The organism is Spirillospora sp. NPDC052269 (assembly GCF_040679435.1).
Taxonomy (GTDB): Bacteria; Actinomycetota; Actinomycetes; order Streptosporangiales; family Streptosporangiaceae; genus Spirillospora.
This window is the reverse complement of the sequence record NZ_JBFAUU010000012.1, coordinates 311,276-325,902: the sequence shown is the minus strand read 5'-3', so window position 1 is coordinate 325,902 and position 14,627 is coordinate 311,276. Positions and strand designations below refer to the sequence as shown.

16 protein-coding genes and 1 pseudogene are annotated in these 14,627 nt (G+C 70.9%); 7 read left to right on the top strand and 10 right to left on the bottom strand.

Annotated features, from left to right (window positions below):
* Nucleotides 1-40: 40 nt before the first annotated feature.
* A complete protein-coding gene (gene sigM / locus AB0L06_RS26685; protein ID WP_500233823.1) occupies nt 41-661 on the top strand; it encodes an RNA polymerase sigma factor SigM in 621 nt (206 codons plus the stop codon).
* Nucleotides 661-1,431 carry an anti-sigma factor family protein gene (locus AB0L06_RS26680; protein ID WP_500233822.1) on the top strand — a complete coding sequence of 257 codons (771 nt, stop codon included), beginning with the start codon at nt 661-663 and terminating at the stop codon, nt 1,429-1,431. The genes sigM and AB0L06_RS26680 overlap by 1 nt, the downstream gene beginning before the upstream one ends.
* A gap of 218 nt (nt 1,432-1,649) precedes the next feature.
* Here the strand turns inward: AB0L06_RS26680 and AB0L06_RS26675 are convergent, their stop codons facing one another.
* On the bottom strand, nt 1,650-2,222 hold the full coding sequence (locus tag AB0L06_RS26675; protein WP_500233821.1) for a dienelactone hydrolase family protein: 573 nt from the start codon (nt 2,220-2,222) through the stop codon (nt 1,650-1,652).
* 171 nt (nt 2,223-2,393) lie between these two features.
* Between AB0L06_RS26675 and trxB the strand changes: the two genes are divergently transcribed.
* Nucleotides 2,394-3,377, top strand: coding sequence for a thioredoxin-disulfide reductase (gene trxB, locus AB0L06_RS26670; protein ID WP_500233820.1), 984 nt, complete (start codon nt 2,394-2,396; stop codon nt 3,375-3,377).
* Nucleotides 3,378-3,454: 77 nt separating this feature from the next.
* On the top strand, nt 3,455-3,769 hold the full coding sequence (trxA, locus tag AB0L06_RS26665) for a thioredoxin (RefSeq protein WP_500233819.1): 315 nt from the start codon (nt 3,455-3,457) through the stop codon (nt 3,767-3,769).
* A 120-nt stretch (nt 3,770-3,889) separates the two neighbouring features.
* Here trxA and AB0L06_RS26660 read toward each other — a convergent pair whose 3' ends face one another.
* Entirely contained in the window at nt 3,890-4,507 is a 618-nt protein-coding gene (locus AB0L06_RS26660) for a GNAT family N-acetyltransferase (protein WP_500233818.1), read from the bottom strand.
* A gap of 420 nt (nt 4,508-4,927) precedes the next feature.
* Between AB0L06_RS26660 and AB0L06_RS26655 the strand changes: the two genes are divergently transcribed.
* Together AB0L06_RS26655 and AB0L06_RS26650 are read left to right on the top strand one after the other, a co-directional pair.
* Nucleotides 4,928-6,160 (top strand): aminotransferase-like domain-containing protein, encoded by a 1,233-nt coding sequence (locus AB0L06_RS26655; protein ID WP_500233846.1) that lies wholly within the window; start codon nt 4,928-4,930, stop codon nt 6,158-6,160.
* A gap of 282 nt (nt 6,161-6,442) precedes the next feature.
* Nucleotides 6,443-7,384: a D-alanine--D-alanine ligase family protein gene (locus AB0L06_RS26650; RefSeq protein WP_500233817.1), complete on the top strand. Its 942-nt coding sequence runs from the start codon at nt 6,443-6,445 to the stop codon at nt 7,382-7,384.
* A 142-nt stretch (nt 7,385-7,526) separates the two neighbouring features.
* Here the strand turns inward: AB0L06_RS26650 and AB0L06_RS26645 are convergent, their stop codons facing one another.
* The 3 genes from AB0L06_RS26645 to rsmG form a co-directional block, all read right to left on the bottom strand.
* Nucleotides 7,527-8,525, bottom strand: a complete 999-nt coding sequence (locus AB0L06_RS26645; RefSeq protein WP_500233816.1) for a ParB/RepB/Spo0J family partition protein — start codon at nt 8,523-8,525, stop codon at nt 7,527-7,529.
* Complete coding sequence (locus tag AB0L06_RS26640; RefSeq protein ID WP_500233845.1) at nt 8,522-9,349, bottom strand: ParA family protein; 828 nt, start codon at nt 9,347-9,349, stop codon at nt 8,522-8,524. The genes AB0L06_RS26645 and AB0L06_RS26640 overlap by 4 nt, the downstream gene beginning before the upstream one ends.
* A 416-nt stretch (nt 9,350-9,765) precedes the next feature.
* The gene (gene rsmG, locus AB0L06_RS26635; RefSeq protein WP_500233844.1) at nt 9,766-10,416 is read right to left on the bottom strand and encodes a 16S rRNA (guanine(527)-N(7))-methyltransferase RsmG; all 651 of its coding nucleotides are present in this window, start codon (nt 10,414-10,416) and stop codon (nt 9,766-9,768) included.
* Between the two features lie 226 nt (nt 10,417-10,642).
* Between rsmG and AB0L06_RS26630 the strand changes: the two genes are divergently transcribed.
* Entirely contained in the window at nt 10,643-11,098 is a 456-nt protein-coding gene (locus AB0L06_RS26630) for a DUF6458 family protein (RefSeq protein ID WP_500233815.1), read from the top strand.
* A 177-nt stretch (nt 11,099-11,275) separates the two neighbouring features.
* Here AB0L06_RS26630 and AB0L06_RS26625 read toward each other — a convergent pair whose 3' ends face one another.
* From AB0L06_RS26625 to rpmH, 5 genes and pseudogenes are all read right to left on the bottom strand, one after another.
* Nucleotides 11,276-11,761: a Jag family protein gene (locus AB0L06_RS26625; protein WP_500233814.1), complete on the bottom strand. Its 486-nt coding sequence runs from the start codon at nt 11,759-11,761 to the stop codon at nt 11,276-11,278.
* A 35-nt stretch (nt 11,762-11,796) separates the two neighbouring features.
* Nucleotides 11,797-12,750, bottom strand: coding sequence for a membrane protein insertase YidC (yidC, locus tag AB0L06_RS26620; protein WP_500233813.1), 954 nt, complete (start codon nt 12,748-12,750; stop codon nt 11,797-11,799).
* Between the two features lie 157 nt (nt 12,751-12,907).
* A pseudogene (gene yidD, locus AB0L06_RS26615) lies at nt 12,908-13,186 on the bottom strand (membrane protein insertion efficiency factor YidD); the annotation flags it as partial.
* A 113-nt stretch (nt 13,187-13,299) separates the two neighbouring features.
* Nucleotides 13,300-13,614 carry a ribonuclease P protein component gene (rnpA, locus tag AB0L06_RS26610; RefSeq protein ID WP_500233812.1) on the bottom strand — a complete coding sequence of 105 codons (315 nt, stop codon included), beginning with the start codon at nt 13,612-13,614 and terminating at the stop codon, nt 13,300-13,302.
* 396 nt (nt 13,615-14,010) lie between these two features.
* Nucleotides 14,011-14,148 carry a 50S ribosomal protein L34 gene (gene rpmH, locus AB0L06_RS26605; RefSeq protein ID WP_021592695.1) on the bottom strand — a complete coding sequence of 46 codons (138 nt, stop codon included), beginning with the start codon at nt 14,146-14,148 and terminating at the stop codon, nt 14,011-14,013.
* Between the last annotated feature and the right edge of the window lie 479 nt (nt 14,149-14,627).

The following is a 14,627-nucleotide window of genomic DNA, read 5'->3' as shown; positions in this document are numbered from 1 at the left end:
CCGCTCCCGGACGTCCAATGACCAGCAAAGGCGTGCGGTCATGGCGTCGGTGAGCACTCCGCGGGTGGGCGAGGTCCCCGACAAGGAGCTCCTGGCCCGGCACGCGCAGGGGGATCCGCACGCCTTCGCCGAGCTCGTCCACCGCCACCGCGACCGCATGTGGGCCGTCGCCCTGCGCACCCTGGGCGACCCGGACGAGGCCGCCGACGCGCTCCAGGACGCCTGTCTTTCGGCGTTCCGCGCCGCGGGCCGTTTCCGTGGGGACGCGGCAGTCACGACCTGGCTGCACCGCATCGTCGTGAACGCCTGCCTGGACCGGATCCGCCGCCGCTCGGTGCGTCCGGCCACGCCCATGGGGGACGACGCGACCTTCGACGCCGTCGCGCCCAAGATGCCCGACCCCACCGACGCGCACGGGGTCTCCCTGGACGTCCGGGAGGCGCTCACGCAGCTGCCGTACGAGCAGCGCGCGGCGCTCGTCCTGGTCGACATGATGGGATATTCGGTGGACGACGCGGCGTCCGTCCTCGAGGTCCCACCTGGGACGATCAAGTCGCGGTGCGCCCGCGGGCGGGCGAGGCTCGCGCCACTTCTCCGCCAGCATCGGAACCGACGGGACCCGCGGAACGTCGGAGGGGTGGAAGGAGGTGGCGCACCCTGATGAAATCCCCGCACCTCGACTACGACACCTTGGCCGACCTCGCCGAGGGGTTGCTCGAAGACGACCTGGCCGCCTCCGCCAACGCGCACCTCGACACCTGCGCCGAATGCCGGGACCGATCCGCCGATCTTGCGGACGTCTCCCGGATCCTGGCGGAGGCGCCACTCCCGTCCATGCCCGCCGAGCTGGCCGAGCGGATCGACTCCGCCCTGGCCGCCGAGTCCCTGCACACCGCCACCGTGGTGAGCCTGGAGCAGCGGCGCAAGCAGCGGCACTGGCGGGTCCTGTCCGCCGCGGCGGCCGCGATGGTCGTGCTCGGCGGCGGAACGGCGGTCGGAACGACTCTCCTGCGCGGCGGCGGTTCGCATGACACCAACGCCAACGTCTCGTCCCCCGTGACCGATCCGTCGGGTCAGGGCCGTCCGCCCGCCGGCGCGCCCCGGGCGGTGGCCGACGCCTACGCGATCGTGACGACCGGCACCGACTATCACGCGGCGTCGCTCGGTTCCCAGGTCGCGCACGCGGTCGGCGAGCCCTCCCGGCAGATCGCCGTCCAGGGCGCGCCGGCGACCGCCGTCCAGCGGTGCGCGGCGGCCGTGGCCAAGAGCGTCAAGCCCCTGCTGATCGACCAGGCGCGGTACGACGGAGCGCCGGCGACGATCATCGCGCTGCCCGGCCCGTCGGCGGGACGGTACGACGTGTGGATCGTCCGGCCGAACTGCACGCCGCAGGACCTGCAACTGATCAGTCACATCCAGGTGTCCGGCTGACCCTGGCGCGAGAATCAGACGACGGCCGTCCGGCGATCGGACGGCCGTCGTTTTTCATTATCAGAGGGCGCTGCCTGGCAACTTTGGGCCTTCGTCAGGAGCGATCCTAAGCGCCGTCCCTCAGCGCCCACTCGGACCGTTCTCCTCCAGAACGCTCTGAGAACACCGCCCTTGGAAGCCTTCAGGGCCCGCTCTCAGAGCTTTCTTTCAGAAACCATTCAGAGAGTCTTGAGGAAATCCTCGGCGATCGCCCAGGCGCGCTCAGCGGACTGCTCGTCGTAGTCCGGCAGATCGGGATCGGTGAACAGGTGCCCCGCGCCCGGATAGCGGAAGACCTCGACGTCGGTGCCCGCCCGCCGCATGCGCAGGTACCACGCGTTCTGCCAGTCGACCGGCTCGTAGGTGTCGGGGTCGGCCACGTGCAGTTGCACAGGCAGGTCCGGAGCGGACGCGTCGTCGGCCATGTCGGACGTGCCGTGCATCAGCAGCAGGCCCCGCGCGTTCTCGTCCCCGAGGGCGAGGTTCTGCGCGAGCGCGCCGCCCAGGGAGAAGCCCGCGTAGACGACCCCGTCCGCCGACAGGGGCGCGGCGGCGGCGATGGCCCGCTTGAGGAGCTCGTCCATGCCGATCTCCTCCTTGATCTCGATCGCCTCGTCCGGGTCGTCCACGACACGCCCGTCGTACAGGTCCGGGACATGCACCTCGTGCCCGTGCCCGCGCAGCCGCTCGGCGGCCTGGTGGACGGCGGGCCGGAGCCCGTACATCGAGTGCAGGAGAAGAATCCGCGCCATGTGGGCAAGCTTATGTCCAGCCCACCCCCGTCCCGGGACGGGCGGGAATCTCCTGGCCCTAGGATCGGTTGACGCGACTGGCGGTCCGGTAACGGCTCCGGGGATCTCTGAGACGGCCCGGCGTCCACCGCCCCTCCGGTACCGAAAGCCATCGAGAAAGGCACTGAGACAGTGAGCGACGACGTCCGCAACGTCATCATCATCGGGTCCGGCCCCGCCGGCTACACGGCCGCCACGTACGCGGCCCGTGGCGACCTGAAGCCGCTGGTCTTCGAGGGCTCGGTCACCGCCGGCGGCGCGCTGATGAACACCACCGACGTGGAGAACTACCCCGGCTTCCCCGACGGGATCATGGGCCCCGACCTGATGGACGGCATGCGCAAGCAGGCCGAGCGGTTCGGCGCCGAGCTGATCACCGACGACGTCACCGAGGTCGACCTCACGTCCGACCCGAAGATCGTCAAGGTCGGCGACGACGTGTACCGCGCGCACGCGGTGATCATCGCGACCGGCTCGCAGCACCGGAAGCTGGGCCTGCCGCGTGAGGACGAACTCTCCGGACGCGGCGTCTCCTGGTGCGCCACCTGCGACGGCTTCTTCTTCCGCGACCAGGACATCGCGGTGGTCGGCGGCGGCGACACCGCGATGGAGGAGGCCATCTTCCTGACCAAGTTCGCCCGCACGGTCACCATCGTGCACCGCCGGGACGAGCTGCGCGCCAGCCGCATCATGCAGGACCGCGCGTTCAACAACGACAAGATCCGGTTCGCCTGGGACAGCGAGGTCTCCGAGCTGCAGGGCGAGAACAAGCTGAGCGGCGTCCGGCTGCGCAACCTCAAGACCGGCGCCGAGGAGGACCTCGCGGTCACCGGCCTGTTCATCGCGATCGGCCACGACCCGCGCAGCGACCTGTTCGCCGGTCAGCTCGACACCGACGATGAGGGCTACCTGGTCGTCGAGGCGCCGACGACCAAGACCAACCTGCCCGGCGTGTTCGCCTCCGGCGACGTCGTCGACCACACCTACCGGCAGGCGATCACCGCCGCCGGCACGGGCTGCTCCGCCGCGATCGACGCCGAGCACTGGCTGCAGGACCAGGGCGAGGCCGAAACCGTCCCCCAGACCGACCCGGCCGTCCTCGCCGGCGAGGGCTGACCGGCGCCCGCGACGCCCTCCGGTGCGGCGGCCCGGGCCGCCGCACCGTCCGCAGTAAGAGAACCAAGGGAGACTCCATGAAAGCCGTGACCGACAAGGACTTCGGCACCGCCGTCCTCCAGAACGACAAGCCCGTCCTGGTCGACTTCTGGGCCGAGTGGTGCGGCCCGTGCCGCATGGTCGCGCCGATCCTGGAGGAGATCGCCAAGGAGCACGGCGACAAGATCGAGATCGTCAAGATGAACATCGACGAGAACCCGACGATCCCCGCCCAGTACGGCGTCATGCAGATCCCGACCATGAACGTCTACAAGGGCGGCGAGGTCGTGAAGCAGATCATGGGCGCCAAGCCCAAGGCCGCCCTGCTGCGCGACCTCGCCGAGTTCATCTGACCGGCGCACTCCCCCCGTGAGGGCCCCGTCTCCACCGGAGGCGGGGCCCTCACGCATCTCACCCCGGCCCCCGGGCGTTTCCCCTGGGACCCTTGGGACGGACGCGTCTCTCAGAAGCCCTCAGACCGGACGGAGCATGCCCTCGGGGGCCATGGAGCCGAGGAGCCGCTCCAGCGCCACCTCGACGTCCTCACGCCACGACAGGGCTGACTTCAACTCGAGCCTGAGTCGCGGATACCGATGGTGCGGCCGGACGGTCTTGAACCCGACCGAGAGCAGGTAGTCGGCGGGCACCACGCAGCCCCCGTCCTCCCCCTTCAGGTCCCCGAACGCCTCGACCGCCTTCACGCCGCGCCGGGTGAGCTCCTTCGCGACCCCCTGGACGAGCATGCGGCCGAGCCCGCCGCCCGCGAAGTCCGGCACGATGTGCGCCGTCATCAGCAGCACGGCGTCCGCGCTCACCGGACTCGTCGGGAACGAGACCGCCCGCGGCACGTACAGCGGCGGCGCGAACAGAACGAACCCGGCGGGTGCGTCGTCCACGTAGGCGATCTTCCCGCAGGAGCCCCACTCGAGCAGGGTGGACGAGACCCAGGCCTCCTTCTCCAGCCCGGGATCGCCCGCCTTCACCGCCCGGCCGTGCGCCACCGGACCCAGCTCCCAGAACACGCACCCCCGGCACCGCCGCGGCAGGTCGTCCAGGTTGTCCAGCGTGATGTTGACGAGACGACGCGACACCGGCACCCCCGTCCAAAAGCCGCCACTCCCGGCGACCACCGAACTCCCGGCATCGTAACCGCCGCTCCCTTCCCACACCCCCTCTCCAACCACTTCCACCACTCCGGCCCCGCCCCCTCCCACACCCCCTCTCCAACAACTCTCACCACACCAGCCCCACCCACCTCAACGCTCACGGCGTGGCCGTGGGCGTGGGCGCAGGTGTCGGGGGGTGGGGGTTGAGTGGGCTGGCACGGCCCGGCCGGCATGACTCGGTTGGGGGGTGCGGGCTGATCCGGTGGTGGGAGATGCGGGGGGTTCTCCAGGCCGGTGCGGGATCGATGCCGTAGTTTGCTGGGACATCCGATCCCCTGGAGGTGCCTCGTGGAGCACTCGCGTTCAGATGCCTACACCGATCGTTATGCCGACCGCGCCGCCGGCATGGTGCCTTCGGAGATCCGGGCCCTGTTCGCGGTGGCCTCGCGTCCCGAGGTGGTCTCGCTGGCCGGGGGGATGCCGTACGTGTCGGCGCTGCCCCTGGACGAGTTCGGCGGGATGGTCGGGGAGCTGATCGCGCGCAACGGGGCCGAGGCGCTCCAGTACGCCTCCGCGCAGGGGGATCCGCGACTGCGGGAGCAGATCTGCGACGTGATGGCGTTGGAGGGCGTCCAGGCGTGCGCGGACGACGTGATCGTCACGGTCGGCGCGCAGCAGGCACTCGACCTCGTCACCCGGATCTTCGTGAACCCCGGCGACGTCATCCTCGCGGAGGGGCCGTCGTACGTGGGCGCGCTGGGCACCTTCGCCTCGTACCAGGCGGACGTCGTGCACGTCGCGATGGACGAGGGCGGGCTCGTCCCCGAGGCACTGGAGGAGACCCTCGTGCGCCTCCGGCGGGAGGGACGCACGGTCAAGTTCCTCTACACCGTCCCCACGTTCCAGAACCCGGCGGGCGTGACGCTGACCGCCGAGCGCCGCACGCGCCTCCTGGAGCTCGCGGCCGAACACGACATCCTCATCATCGAGGACAACCCCTACGGGCTTCTCGGCTTCGACGGCGAGCCCATGCGGGCCCTGCGCGCCGACGATTCCGAGCGCGTGATCTACCTCGGCACGTTCTCCAAGACGATCGCGTCCGGCCTGCGGGTCGGCTGGGCGCTCGCTCCGCACGCGGTGCGCGCCAAGCTCGTCCTGGCGGCCGAGTCGGCGGTGCTCTGCCACTCCAGCTTCTCCCAGCTGGCCGTCCGGGAGTACCTGTCGACCCAGCCGTGGCGCGAGCAGATCAAGGAGTTCTGCCAGCTCTATCGCGAGCGCCGCGACGCCATGCTGGACGCCCTGGACACGCTGATGCCCGAGGGATGCACGTGGACGCGTCCGGCCGGCGGCTTCTTCGTCTGGCTCACCCTCCCCGAAGGGCTGGACGCCAAGGCGATGGCCCCGCGCGCCATCGCCGAGCGCGTCGCCTACGTGCCCGGCACCGGCTTCTACGCCGACGGGAACGGCCGCCGCGACATGCGCATCTCGTACTGCTACCCCGAGCCGGATCGCATCCGCGAGGGCGTTCGCCGCCTGGCAGGTGTCATCGAGAACGAGCTGCGCACCCGCGACACCTTCGGCGGAGTCGGCCACCGTGGCTCTGCCGGTGTGGACACCCCTGGCCCCGAAGTTGTCTGATCTACCCCCCTCCCCGATCCCCCGATCCCCCGGCCGTGCCCTCCGCCCCCTCAGTGGGCGGAGGGCACGGCCTTTCTCGTATGCGCCTGCCTGCTCGGTGCTCCCGCTGTCGTCTCGAAAGCCGCATGCGTCCATGCTCACCGGACGCGACGGCTTGGCGAAAGCTGAAGTGCGTTCTGTGGATAACCCGCCGACACACGGGGCCCGTTTCACGTGAAACGGCGGCAGCCTTCATGATGGGTGCCGTCCAGCACGCACCTGATCCGCCTCGAAGGAACCGCAGTGGAATTCGCTCACGTCGTCGTACTCGCCGGAGGACTCTCCTACGAGCGCGAGGTCTCACTGCGCTCGGGCCGCCGCGTCGCCGACGCCCTGCGCGCCCTGGACATCCCCGTCGAACTCCGGGACGCCGACGCCGGCCTCCTGGACCGCCTCGCAGCGGACCCGCCGGACGTCGTCTTCCCCGTCCTGCACGGCGCCATGGGCGAGGACGGTGCGATCCGCGACATCCTCGAGCTCGTGGGGATCCCCTACATCGGCGCCCGCCCGGACGCCTGCCGGATCGCCTGGGACAAGCCGACCGCGAAGTCCGTAGTGGCCCACGCGGGCGTGCGGACGCCCGCGTCGGTCGCCCTCCCCAAGGAGCTCTTCCACGACCTCGGCGCCGCGGCCGTCCTGGACCTGATCGTGACCCGTCTGGGTCTGCCGCTCTTCGTGAAGCCCACCCGCGGCGGCTCGGCGCTCGGCGCGTCCGCCGTCCACCGGGCCGAGGACCTCACCGCCGCGCTCGTCTCCTGCTTCGCCTACGGCGACGCGGCTCTCGTCGAGAGCTACGTGGAAGGCACCGAGGTCGCCGTCAGCGTCATCGACGGCCCGGACGGCCCGCGCGCCCTCCCCGCCGTCGAGATCGTCACCCCGAACGGCCGCTACGACTACACCGCCCGCTACGACGCGGGCGACACCGAGTTCGTCACCCCCGCCCGCCTCTCCCCCGAGGCCGCCGAGCACGCCACCCACGCCGCCCTCACGGCCCACCGCGCGCTCGGCCTCCGCGACCTCTCCCGCACCGACCTGATCGTGGACGCCGCGGGCGACGTCCACTTCCTCGAAGTCAACGTCGCCCCCGGAATGACCGAGACCAGCCTCCTCCCCCGCGCCGTCACCGCCGCCGGCCTCTCCCTCGGCCCCCTTTGCGAGAAGCTCCTCCGCCGCCGTTTCACGTGAAACACCCCCGGCCAACCCCCACCAAGAGGACGTCCAAGACACCTGGGCGCCGCGTTTCACGTGAAACGACGCGGGAGGGCGAGGGCTGGAAAGCAGAACGCCCGCCTCGTTGGGGTGAGGCGGGCGTCGCAGGTGAGGGCGGTCAGTCGTCGTCTTCGACGCCCTTGTCACCCGGGGCCATGGACTTGATGATGCGGTCGAGGTCCTCCAGGGTGGCGAACTCGACGACGATCTTGCCCTTCTTGGCGCCCATGTCGACGCGGACCCGGGTCTCGTAGCGGTCGGAGAGACGGTCGGCCAGGTGCTGGAGGGCGGGGGCCGCGGGGCGCTTCCCGCGAGTGCGGGGCTCCTTCGGCTCGTCGTCCACCTCACGCATGGCGATGATCTCTTCGACGGCCCGGACGGAGAGTCCCTCGGCGACGATGCGCTGGGCCAGGCGGTCCTGAGCCTCGGGGCTGTCCAGGGACAGCAGGGCCCGGGCGTGACCGGCCGACAGGACGCCCGCGGCCACCCGGCGCTGGACGTTCGGCGGGAGGTTCAGCAGGCGCAGCGTGTTGGTGATGTGCGGACGGGACCGTCCGATACGCCCGGCGAGCTGCTCGTGGGTGGCGCCGAAGTCCTCCAGGAGCTGCTGGTAGGCGGCCGCCTCCTCCAGCGGGTTGAGCTGCTGGCGGTGCAGGTTCTCCAGGAGGGCGTCCCGGAGCATCGCGTCGTCGCCGGTGTCCCGGACGATCGCGGGGATCGCCTCCAGGCCGGCCATCTGGGCGGCGCGGTGACGCCGCTCGCCCATGATCAGCTCGTAGTCGTGCTCCGAGTCGTCCTGGACGCGCCGGACCACGATCGGCTGGAGCAGTCCGACGATGGAGATCGACTCCGACAGCTCCCGCAGGGCCTCGTCGTCGAAGTGCTCACGCGGCTGGCGAGGGTTCGGGCGGATCCGGCGCGGCGGGATCTCCGCGAAGTGCGCTCCCGCGACGGCCTGCGCCTCCGGGTACGCGCCCTCCGCCTGGACGTCGCGCCCGGCGGACGGGGACGCGGTCGGAACGGCCGCGGACGCGGGGTCGGCGGCGGGCGGTGGCGGCGGAGCGGTCGGGATCAGGGCGCCGAGCCCACGTCCCAGCCCGCGCGGCTGCTTGCTCACTGGGCGGCCTCCACCCAGTGGTGCGCCATCTCCGAGGCAGCCTCGCTGTAGGCGAGGGCGCCGCTGGAGCCGGGGTCGTAGGTGATCACGGACTGGCCGTAGCTGGGGGCCTCGGAGACCCGGACGCTGCGCGGGATCACCGTGCGCAGCACGACGTCCCCGAAGTGGGCACGGACGTCCTCGGCGACCTGCGCGGCGAGCCGGGTCCGCGCGTCGTACATCGTCAGGACGATCGTGGAGATGTTCACCTCCGGGTTCAGGTGCGCCTTGACCAGGTCCACGGTCCGGACGAGCTGCCCGAGGCCCTCCAGCGCGTAGTACTCGCACTGGATCGGGATCAGCAGCTCGTCCCCGCCGACGAGCGCGTTCACCGTGAGCAGGCCGAGCGACGGCGGGCAGTCGATGAGCACGTAGTCGAAGCCGTCGGTGTCGTAGGCGTCCAGGGCGCGGCGCAGCCGGGACTCGCGGGCCACCTTGGAGACCAGTTCGATCTCCGCGCCCGCCAGGTTCAGCGTGGCCGGGGCGCAGTACAGGTTCGGGATCTCCGGCGCCGGGACGACGATGTCGGCCAGCGGCGTGTCCTCGATCAGAACGTCGTAGATGGACGGGATGTCCGCGTGGTGGTCCACGCCGAGCGCGGTCGAGGCGTTGCCCTGCGGGTCCAGGTCGACCACCAGGACGCGGGCGCCGTGCAGCGCCAGCGACGCCGCGAGGTTCACCGACGTGGTGGTCTTGCCCACGCCGCCCTTCTGGTTGGCGACCGAGATGATCCGGCACTTGGACGGCCGGGGCCATTCGGCGTCCCGGCGGCCGCTGCCCGCCATCACCTTGAGCGCGGCGGCCGAGGTTTCACGTGAAACCTTGGCGTCCTTGAGCGCCTCGCGCACGAGTTCCGACTCCCCCTGAGTGTGTCCCTGCCGCGGGGCGGGCAGCGTGGCGCCGCCTCCCGTCGGGACGTATCCGACGGTCTCCGCCGTTCCGGACGTCGTGTTCCCCCACATCGCGTGCCCGGAGGGAGCGGGGCCGGCCTCCTGCGCGGGGCGCGGCGCCCCGGGCCGGTCCCCCGCGTCACCGGGGGCCGCGACGGGCCGTCCGGCCTGGTCTGCGTCTGCTCCGGGACCGGACGGACCGGCCAGGCGGCCCGTCGCATCGGCGTGTCCGGGAAGGCCCGCGCCGTGCGCGGCCTGCTCGTCAGCGGATTCGTCGGGGCTGCCAGAGCGGCCCGATACCGGTCCCGTGCTCATGAAGACCTCTTTTTCGACCCTTTGGCGGGACGTGGCGCGCGGTCGGCCACCACCCGGACAAGCGTTGTCGGCGGCTCGACCTTACCTTGTCCGACTTGGAGTAGTTCAGTGGTCCGCACACCGAAGCGCTTGAGCACCGGCGCGGCCTCCTCGATCTCCGCCGCCGCGCGCTCGCCCTTCATCGCGAGCAGCTCCCCGCCCGGCCGCAGCAGCGGCAACGCCCACCGGACCAGCCGCTCCAGCGGCGCGACGGCCCGGGCGGTCGCCACGTCCATGGAGAACTCCTTGACGACCTCCTCGGCACGGCCGCGGCGGACCTCGACGTTCTCGAGCTCGAGCAGCTCGACCGCCTCGTTCAGGAAGTTCGTCCGGCGGAGCAGCGGCTCCAGCAGCGTGATCGACAGATCGGGCCGGACGATCGCCAGCACGAGGCCCGGCAGTCCCGCCCCCGTGCCGATGTCCACGACCCTGGCGTTCTCCGGGATGGCCTCGGCGACCACCGCGCAGTTGATCAGATGTCGTTCCCACAACCGGTCGGCCTCGCGCGGACCGATCAATCCGCGCTCGACACCCGCGCCTGCGAGGAACTCCGCATAGCGTTCCGCGATCGGCAGCGCGTCACCGAATACCTCACGTGCATTGCCCACCAGACGAATCGTTCCACAAAAACCGGCGGCGGCGTACCCAGGCAGGCGGTGCCACGCCAGCTCACACGCCATCCGGACGTCCCCTTGGCCTGTTTCTGATCGATTTCATCCGTCCAGGACGGGTGCCACGACTCCTCCAGCGGAACCTGAACGCATATTCGGCGTGGGCCGGGTAGAGAGAGGGCGGCGCTGTTGCTCGCCACTACATGGGAGGGAGCACCAAGAGATGGGAATCGGCGTCAGCCTCGCCTTCATCGCCCTGGGCGCGATCCTCGCGTTCGCCCTGCGGGTCGACCTCAGGGGCCTCGACATCCACCTCGTCGGCTGGATCCTCATCCTGGTCGGCGTGATCAGCATGATCTTCACCTTCGCCTACACCCGGCCACGCCGCCGGGCGCAGCAGATGCCGGGCGCGGACCCCGCCTACGACGTCGAACCGGGGCGTCAACACGTCGAGAAGGTCGTGGTGGAGCGCCCCGAAGGGCCCAAGGTCGTCGAACGAATAGTCGAACGTCCCGTATCCAGCGAGAGCCCTGGCGACCGCCCGGCGCAGGCTCCTTCGTTCGCGCAGAATCCGGCGGAGGCCCAGGACCCGGCGCTCGCCCAGGACCCCGCCGTGGCACAGGATCCGGCCTCGGAGAACACCCCGACGCCGATCCGGCGCCCTCCGCGCAAGCGTTGATCACCAAGGGCGGGCGCGACGATCGAGCCGAGTTCGCCAAGGCCTGCCGGGAGGCATCGGTCCGCCGGACGTTCGTCGGCGCCACCTGCTGATCGAACCATCGGCCGTCACCCCGGAAACGACGAACCGCCTGCCCGGCCCGTTCTCACGGGTCGGACAGGCGGTCGGTCGTACGGCTCAGGAAGGGTGGACGACGACGAAGCGCTCGGGCTCTTCGCCCTCGGACTCGCTGCGCAGCCCGGCGGCGGCGACGGCGTCGTGCACGATCTTGCGCTCGAACGGGGTCATCGGCGCCAGCGGCTTGGCCTCGCCGGCCTGCTTGACCTCGGCCGAGATCTCCTGGCCCAGCTTGGTCAGCTCGGCGCGGCGACGCTCGCGGTAGCCGCCGACGTCCAGCATCAGCCGGCAGCGGTTGCCGGTCTGGCGGTGCACGGCGAGCCGGGTCAGCTCCTGGAGCGCCTCCAGGACCTCGCCGCGCTTGCCGACCAGCTCGTCCAGGGACGCCCCGACGACCGCGACGACCGCGCGCTCGCCCTCGACGTCCATGTCGATGTCGCCGTCGAAGTCACCGATGTCCAGCAGGCCCTCGATGTAGTCGGCGGCGATCTCGCCTTCCTGCTCGAGCGCCTGGACGTCGACCTCGGTGGTGTCGGTCTGGCTCACGGGATCTCCTTCTTCGGCACGGACCGGGGTCAAAACTAGCGCTTCTGGGAGCCGCTGCGCTTGCTGCGCGGCTTGCGCGTCGGCTGGTTGCGGACGACCTTGGACTGGGCGCCGGTCTCGGCGGTCTCCGTGTCGGCCTCGTCCGCGTCCTTCTTGGCCTTGGCACCGGCCTTGGCACCGGAGGCGGCGGAGGGCTTGCCCTCCTGCTTGGCCTTCTCGAGCGCCTCGGGCGACTGGTAGCGCTTGTAGATGTAGTGCGACTGCGCGAGCGTCCAGGAGTTGGACGTCACCCAGTACATGAGCACACCCAGCGGGAACCCGAGGCCGAAGAGGCCGAACGCGGGGGCCAGGAAGACCATCATCTTCTGGGCCTGCATCATCGGGTTGTTCTCGTCCGCCATCGGCGTCTGGCGCTTCATGCTGGCGCGGACGGTGAAGAACGTGGTGACGGAGGAGATGACGACCGCCGCACCGGTGATGATCAGCGCGTTCCAGCTCTTGGGGCTGTGGCTCCAGGCGTTCAGGAACGTGTCGGAGATGTGCGACCCGAAGATCGGCGCGTTCTGCGCGCTGTGCACCAGGTCCGGCGACATCTTGAAGACGCCGTGGCCCGGCTTGGCGTCCGAGATGCGCTTGAGCACCTGGAAGAGGCCGATGAACACCGGCATCTGCACCAGGAGCGGAAGGCAGCCCGACAGCGGGTTGGCGCCGTTCTCCTGGTAGAGCTTCATGACCTCCTGGTTGAGGCGCTGCTTGTCGTTCTTGTACTTCTTGCGAAGCGCCTGGACCTTCGGGTTGAGCTCCTGCATCTTCCGGGACGCGTGGATCTGCTTGACGAACAGCGGAACCAGCAGCAGCCGGAGCAGGACGGTCAGCAGGATGATCGAGCCGCCCCAGGCCCACCCGCTGTCCTTCGGGAAGACCACGCTCAGTGCGGAGTGAATCCACACGATGAGCTGGGAGACGATCGTGTACAACCAGTCAAGCACCGGGCAGCTCCTTGGGCTCTGCTGGGGCGGGGCCGCTCTGCTCGCGGCCGGAGGTCTTCGGGGGCTCCGCGGCCTTCACGCGCGGGCCGGTCTCGTCCGGACCGGCGTGGCCGGTACCCGCGGACGCGGCGTCGCCGTTCGAGGCGGGTTCGCCTGTACCGGGCGCTGGGCGCTCGGTGGCGCCGCCCACGGACGGCTCGTCGGAGTCGGCGACGGCGGCGGAGGCGCGGTCGCGGCGCGGCGGAACCGGGTCGTAACCGCCGGGGTTGAACGGATGGCACCGGGCGATCCGGCGCACCGTCAGCCAGGAGCCGCGCAGCGCGCCGTGCTCCTGAAGGGACTGCAGCCCGTAGGCGCTGCAGGTCGGCTGGAATCGGCACTGCTGCCCGAGCAGGGGGCTCAAGAAACGGCGGTAGCCGCGGACGAGGAGGATCAGGACAGCGGCGACCGGACCGGGGCGCCGCGGTACGGCGCCCGGTTCGCCCGGAGAGTCCGCGCGGCCGGGTTCGACCGGGGAGTCCTCGGGTCGCGCACCCGCGGGTCCGCTCGTCATGTCCGTCCCTTGGTGGTCTGCCGCAACACCCGTTCGAGGGCGGAGTCCAGATCAGCGGCCAGTTCGTCACCGCGCGCCGTTCCCGCAGCGGGGTTGGCGCGCACTACGAGCAGGCTACCCTCCGGAAGTCGCTCGAGGCGCGCACGCACGAGGTGACGCAGCCTGCGCCGCACCTGGTTCCGGACGACGGCGTTGCCGACCGTCTTGGCCACGATGAACCCGACGAGTGCGGGCTCCTCGCGTCCGGCTACTCCGGGATCCAGGGGGTTCTGGCGTCCTGTGCCGTTCCCTGGCTCTTTGTCCACACCCATCGAAACGACTGGGCGGGACGTGTCGTTAGCCTCGGCGGAACGGTTTTCCACAGGCTGTGGTTCGCCTGTGGCCGAACGGACGGCTACCCCTTGAACGGCGTCCCCAGGTGACGTCCCATGGACATCACGCGACGCGGCCCCGGGCTGATCGCCCGGTCCGGTGGGGTGGCCGTCCGCTCCGGAGGACCGGTGCTCCCCGTCGCGGGGCGCGACGGCGTTCGCGGGCCGCGAATCGGCACGCGCCTCGGCGGGGAGCGGCGCGGCGGGCGGGTCCCTGCGAAGCAGGTGTACGACGACAGTAGGCCGTCCGGCGCGTCGTCCGCGCCGGACGGCCAAGGTGAAGTCGTCCCGCCGCCGCATCCGGTGTCCGGACGGCAGCATTGCGTCAGAGGTCGGTCAGACCGCGATGCGGGCGCGGCCCTTGCCGCGCCGCGAAGACAGGATGGCGCGCCCAGCGCGGGTGCGCATGCGAAGCCGGAAGCCGTGCTTCTTGTGGCGACGGCGGTTGTTCGGCTGGAAAGTACGCTTGCTCACTTGAGGCTCCAGTGCTGCTGCGGTCGGCGTGTTCAGTCTCGAGGATTCGCACCGCGGGCCGCGTCCGGTCCCCCGCAGCGGGGGCCCACCCGGCTCTCCGTGAAAGGGCGAGACGGCGGGCACGCGTCATCTCCGTCGATGCGACTCGACCTCAGCACGTTACGGGCTACTCGCCCATCCGGTCAAACGGAGCGGCCCCGGCACCTGGCGATCTTCGACTCGCGGGCACTTCTCGTCCAGTACCTGGGGACAACCCCGCGCGCCCGCTTGCGGACGCCCCGCGCGCCGCGCGGGACGGCCCCGTCCACACGTCCGGAGACGTTTCCCACAGGGGCTCGTGCGCCCGCGCGGTGGGCGGTGTCAAGGACTCCTGACTGCGCTCGTGCGCCCGCGCGAAAGCTGTGGGTAACTGTGGATCTTGTGGGGACGAACACGGTGCGGACGGGGTTCCTGAGGCGTGTTGCGACCATCCGGAGTCA

Excerpts from the sequence above, each read along its gene's own strand:
- AB0L06_RS26640 (WP_500233845.1), bottom strand. The coding sequence starts at position 9,349 with ATGGCGGGCAGCGGCCGCCGGGACGCCGAATGGCCCCGGCCGTCCAAG.
- rnpA (WP_500233812.1), bottom strand. The coding sequence starts at position 13,614 with ATGGGTGTGGACAAAGAGCCAGGGAACGGCACAGGACGCCAGAACCCC.
- AB0L06_RS26655 (WP_500233846.1), top strand. The coding sequence starts at position 4,928 with ATGGTGCCTTCGGAGATCCGGGCCCTGTTCGCGGTGGCCTCGCGTCCC.
- AB0L06_RS26675 (WP_500233821.1), bottom strand. The coding sequence starts at position 2,222 with ATGGCGCGGATTCTTCTCCTGCACTCGATGTACGGGCTCCGGCCCGCC.
- AB0L06_RS26680 (WP_500233822.1), top strand. The coding sequence starts at position 661 with ATGAAATCCCCGCACCTCGACTACGACACCTTGGCCGACCTCGCCGAG.
- sigM (WP_500233823.1), top strand. The coding sequence starts at position 41 with ATGGCGTCGGTGAGCACTCCGCGGGTGGGCGAGGTCCCCGACAAGGAG.
- AB0L06_RS26630 (WP_500233815.1), top strand. The coding sequence starts at position 10,643 with ATGGGAATCGGCGTCAGCCTCGCCTTCATCGCCCTGGGCGCGATCCTC.
- trxA (WP_500233819.1), top strand. The coding sequence starts at position 3,455 with ATGAAAGCCGTGACCGACAAGGACTTCGGCACCGCCGTCCTCCAGAAC.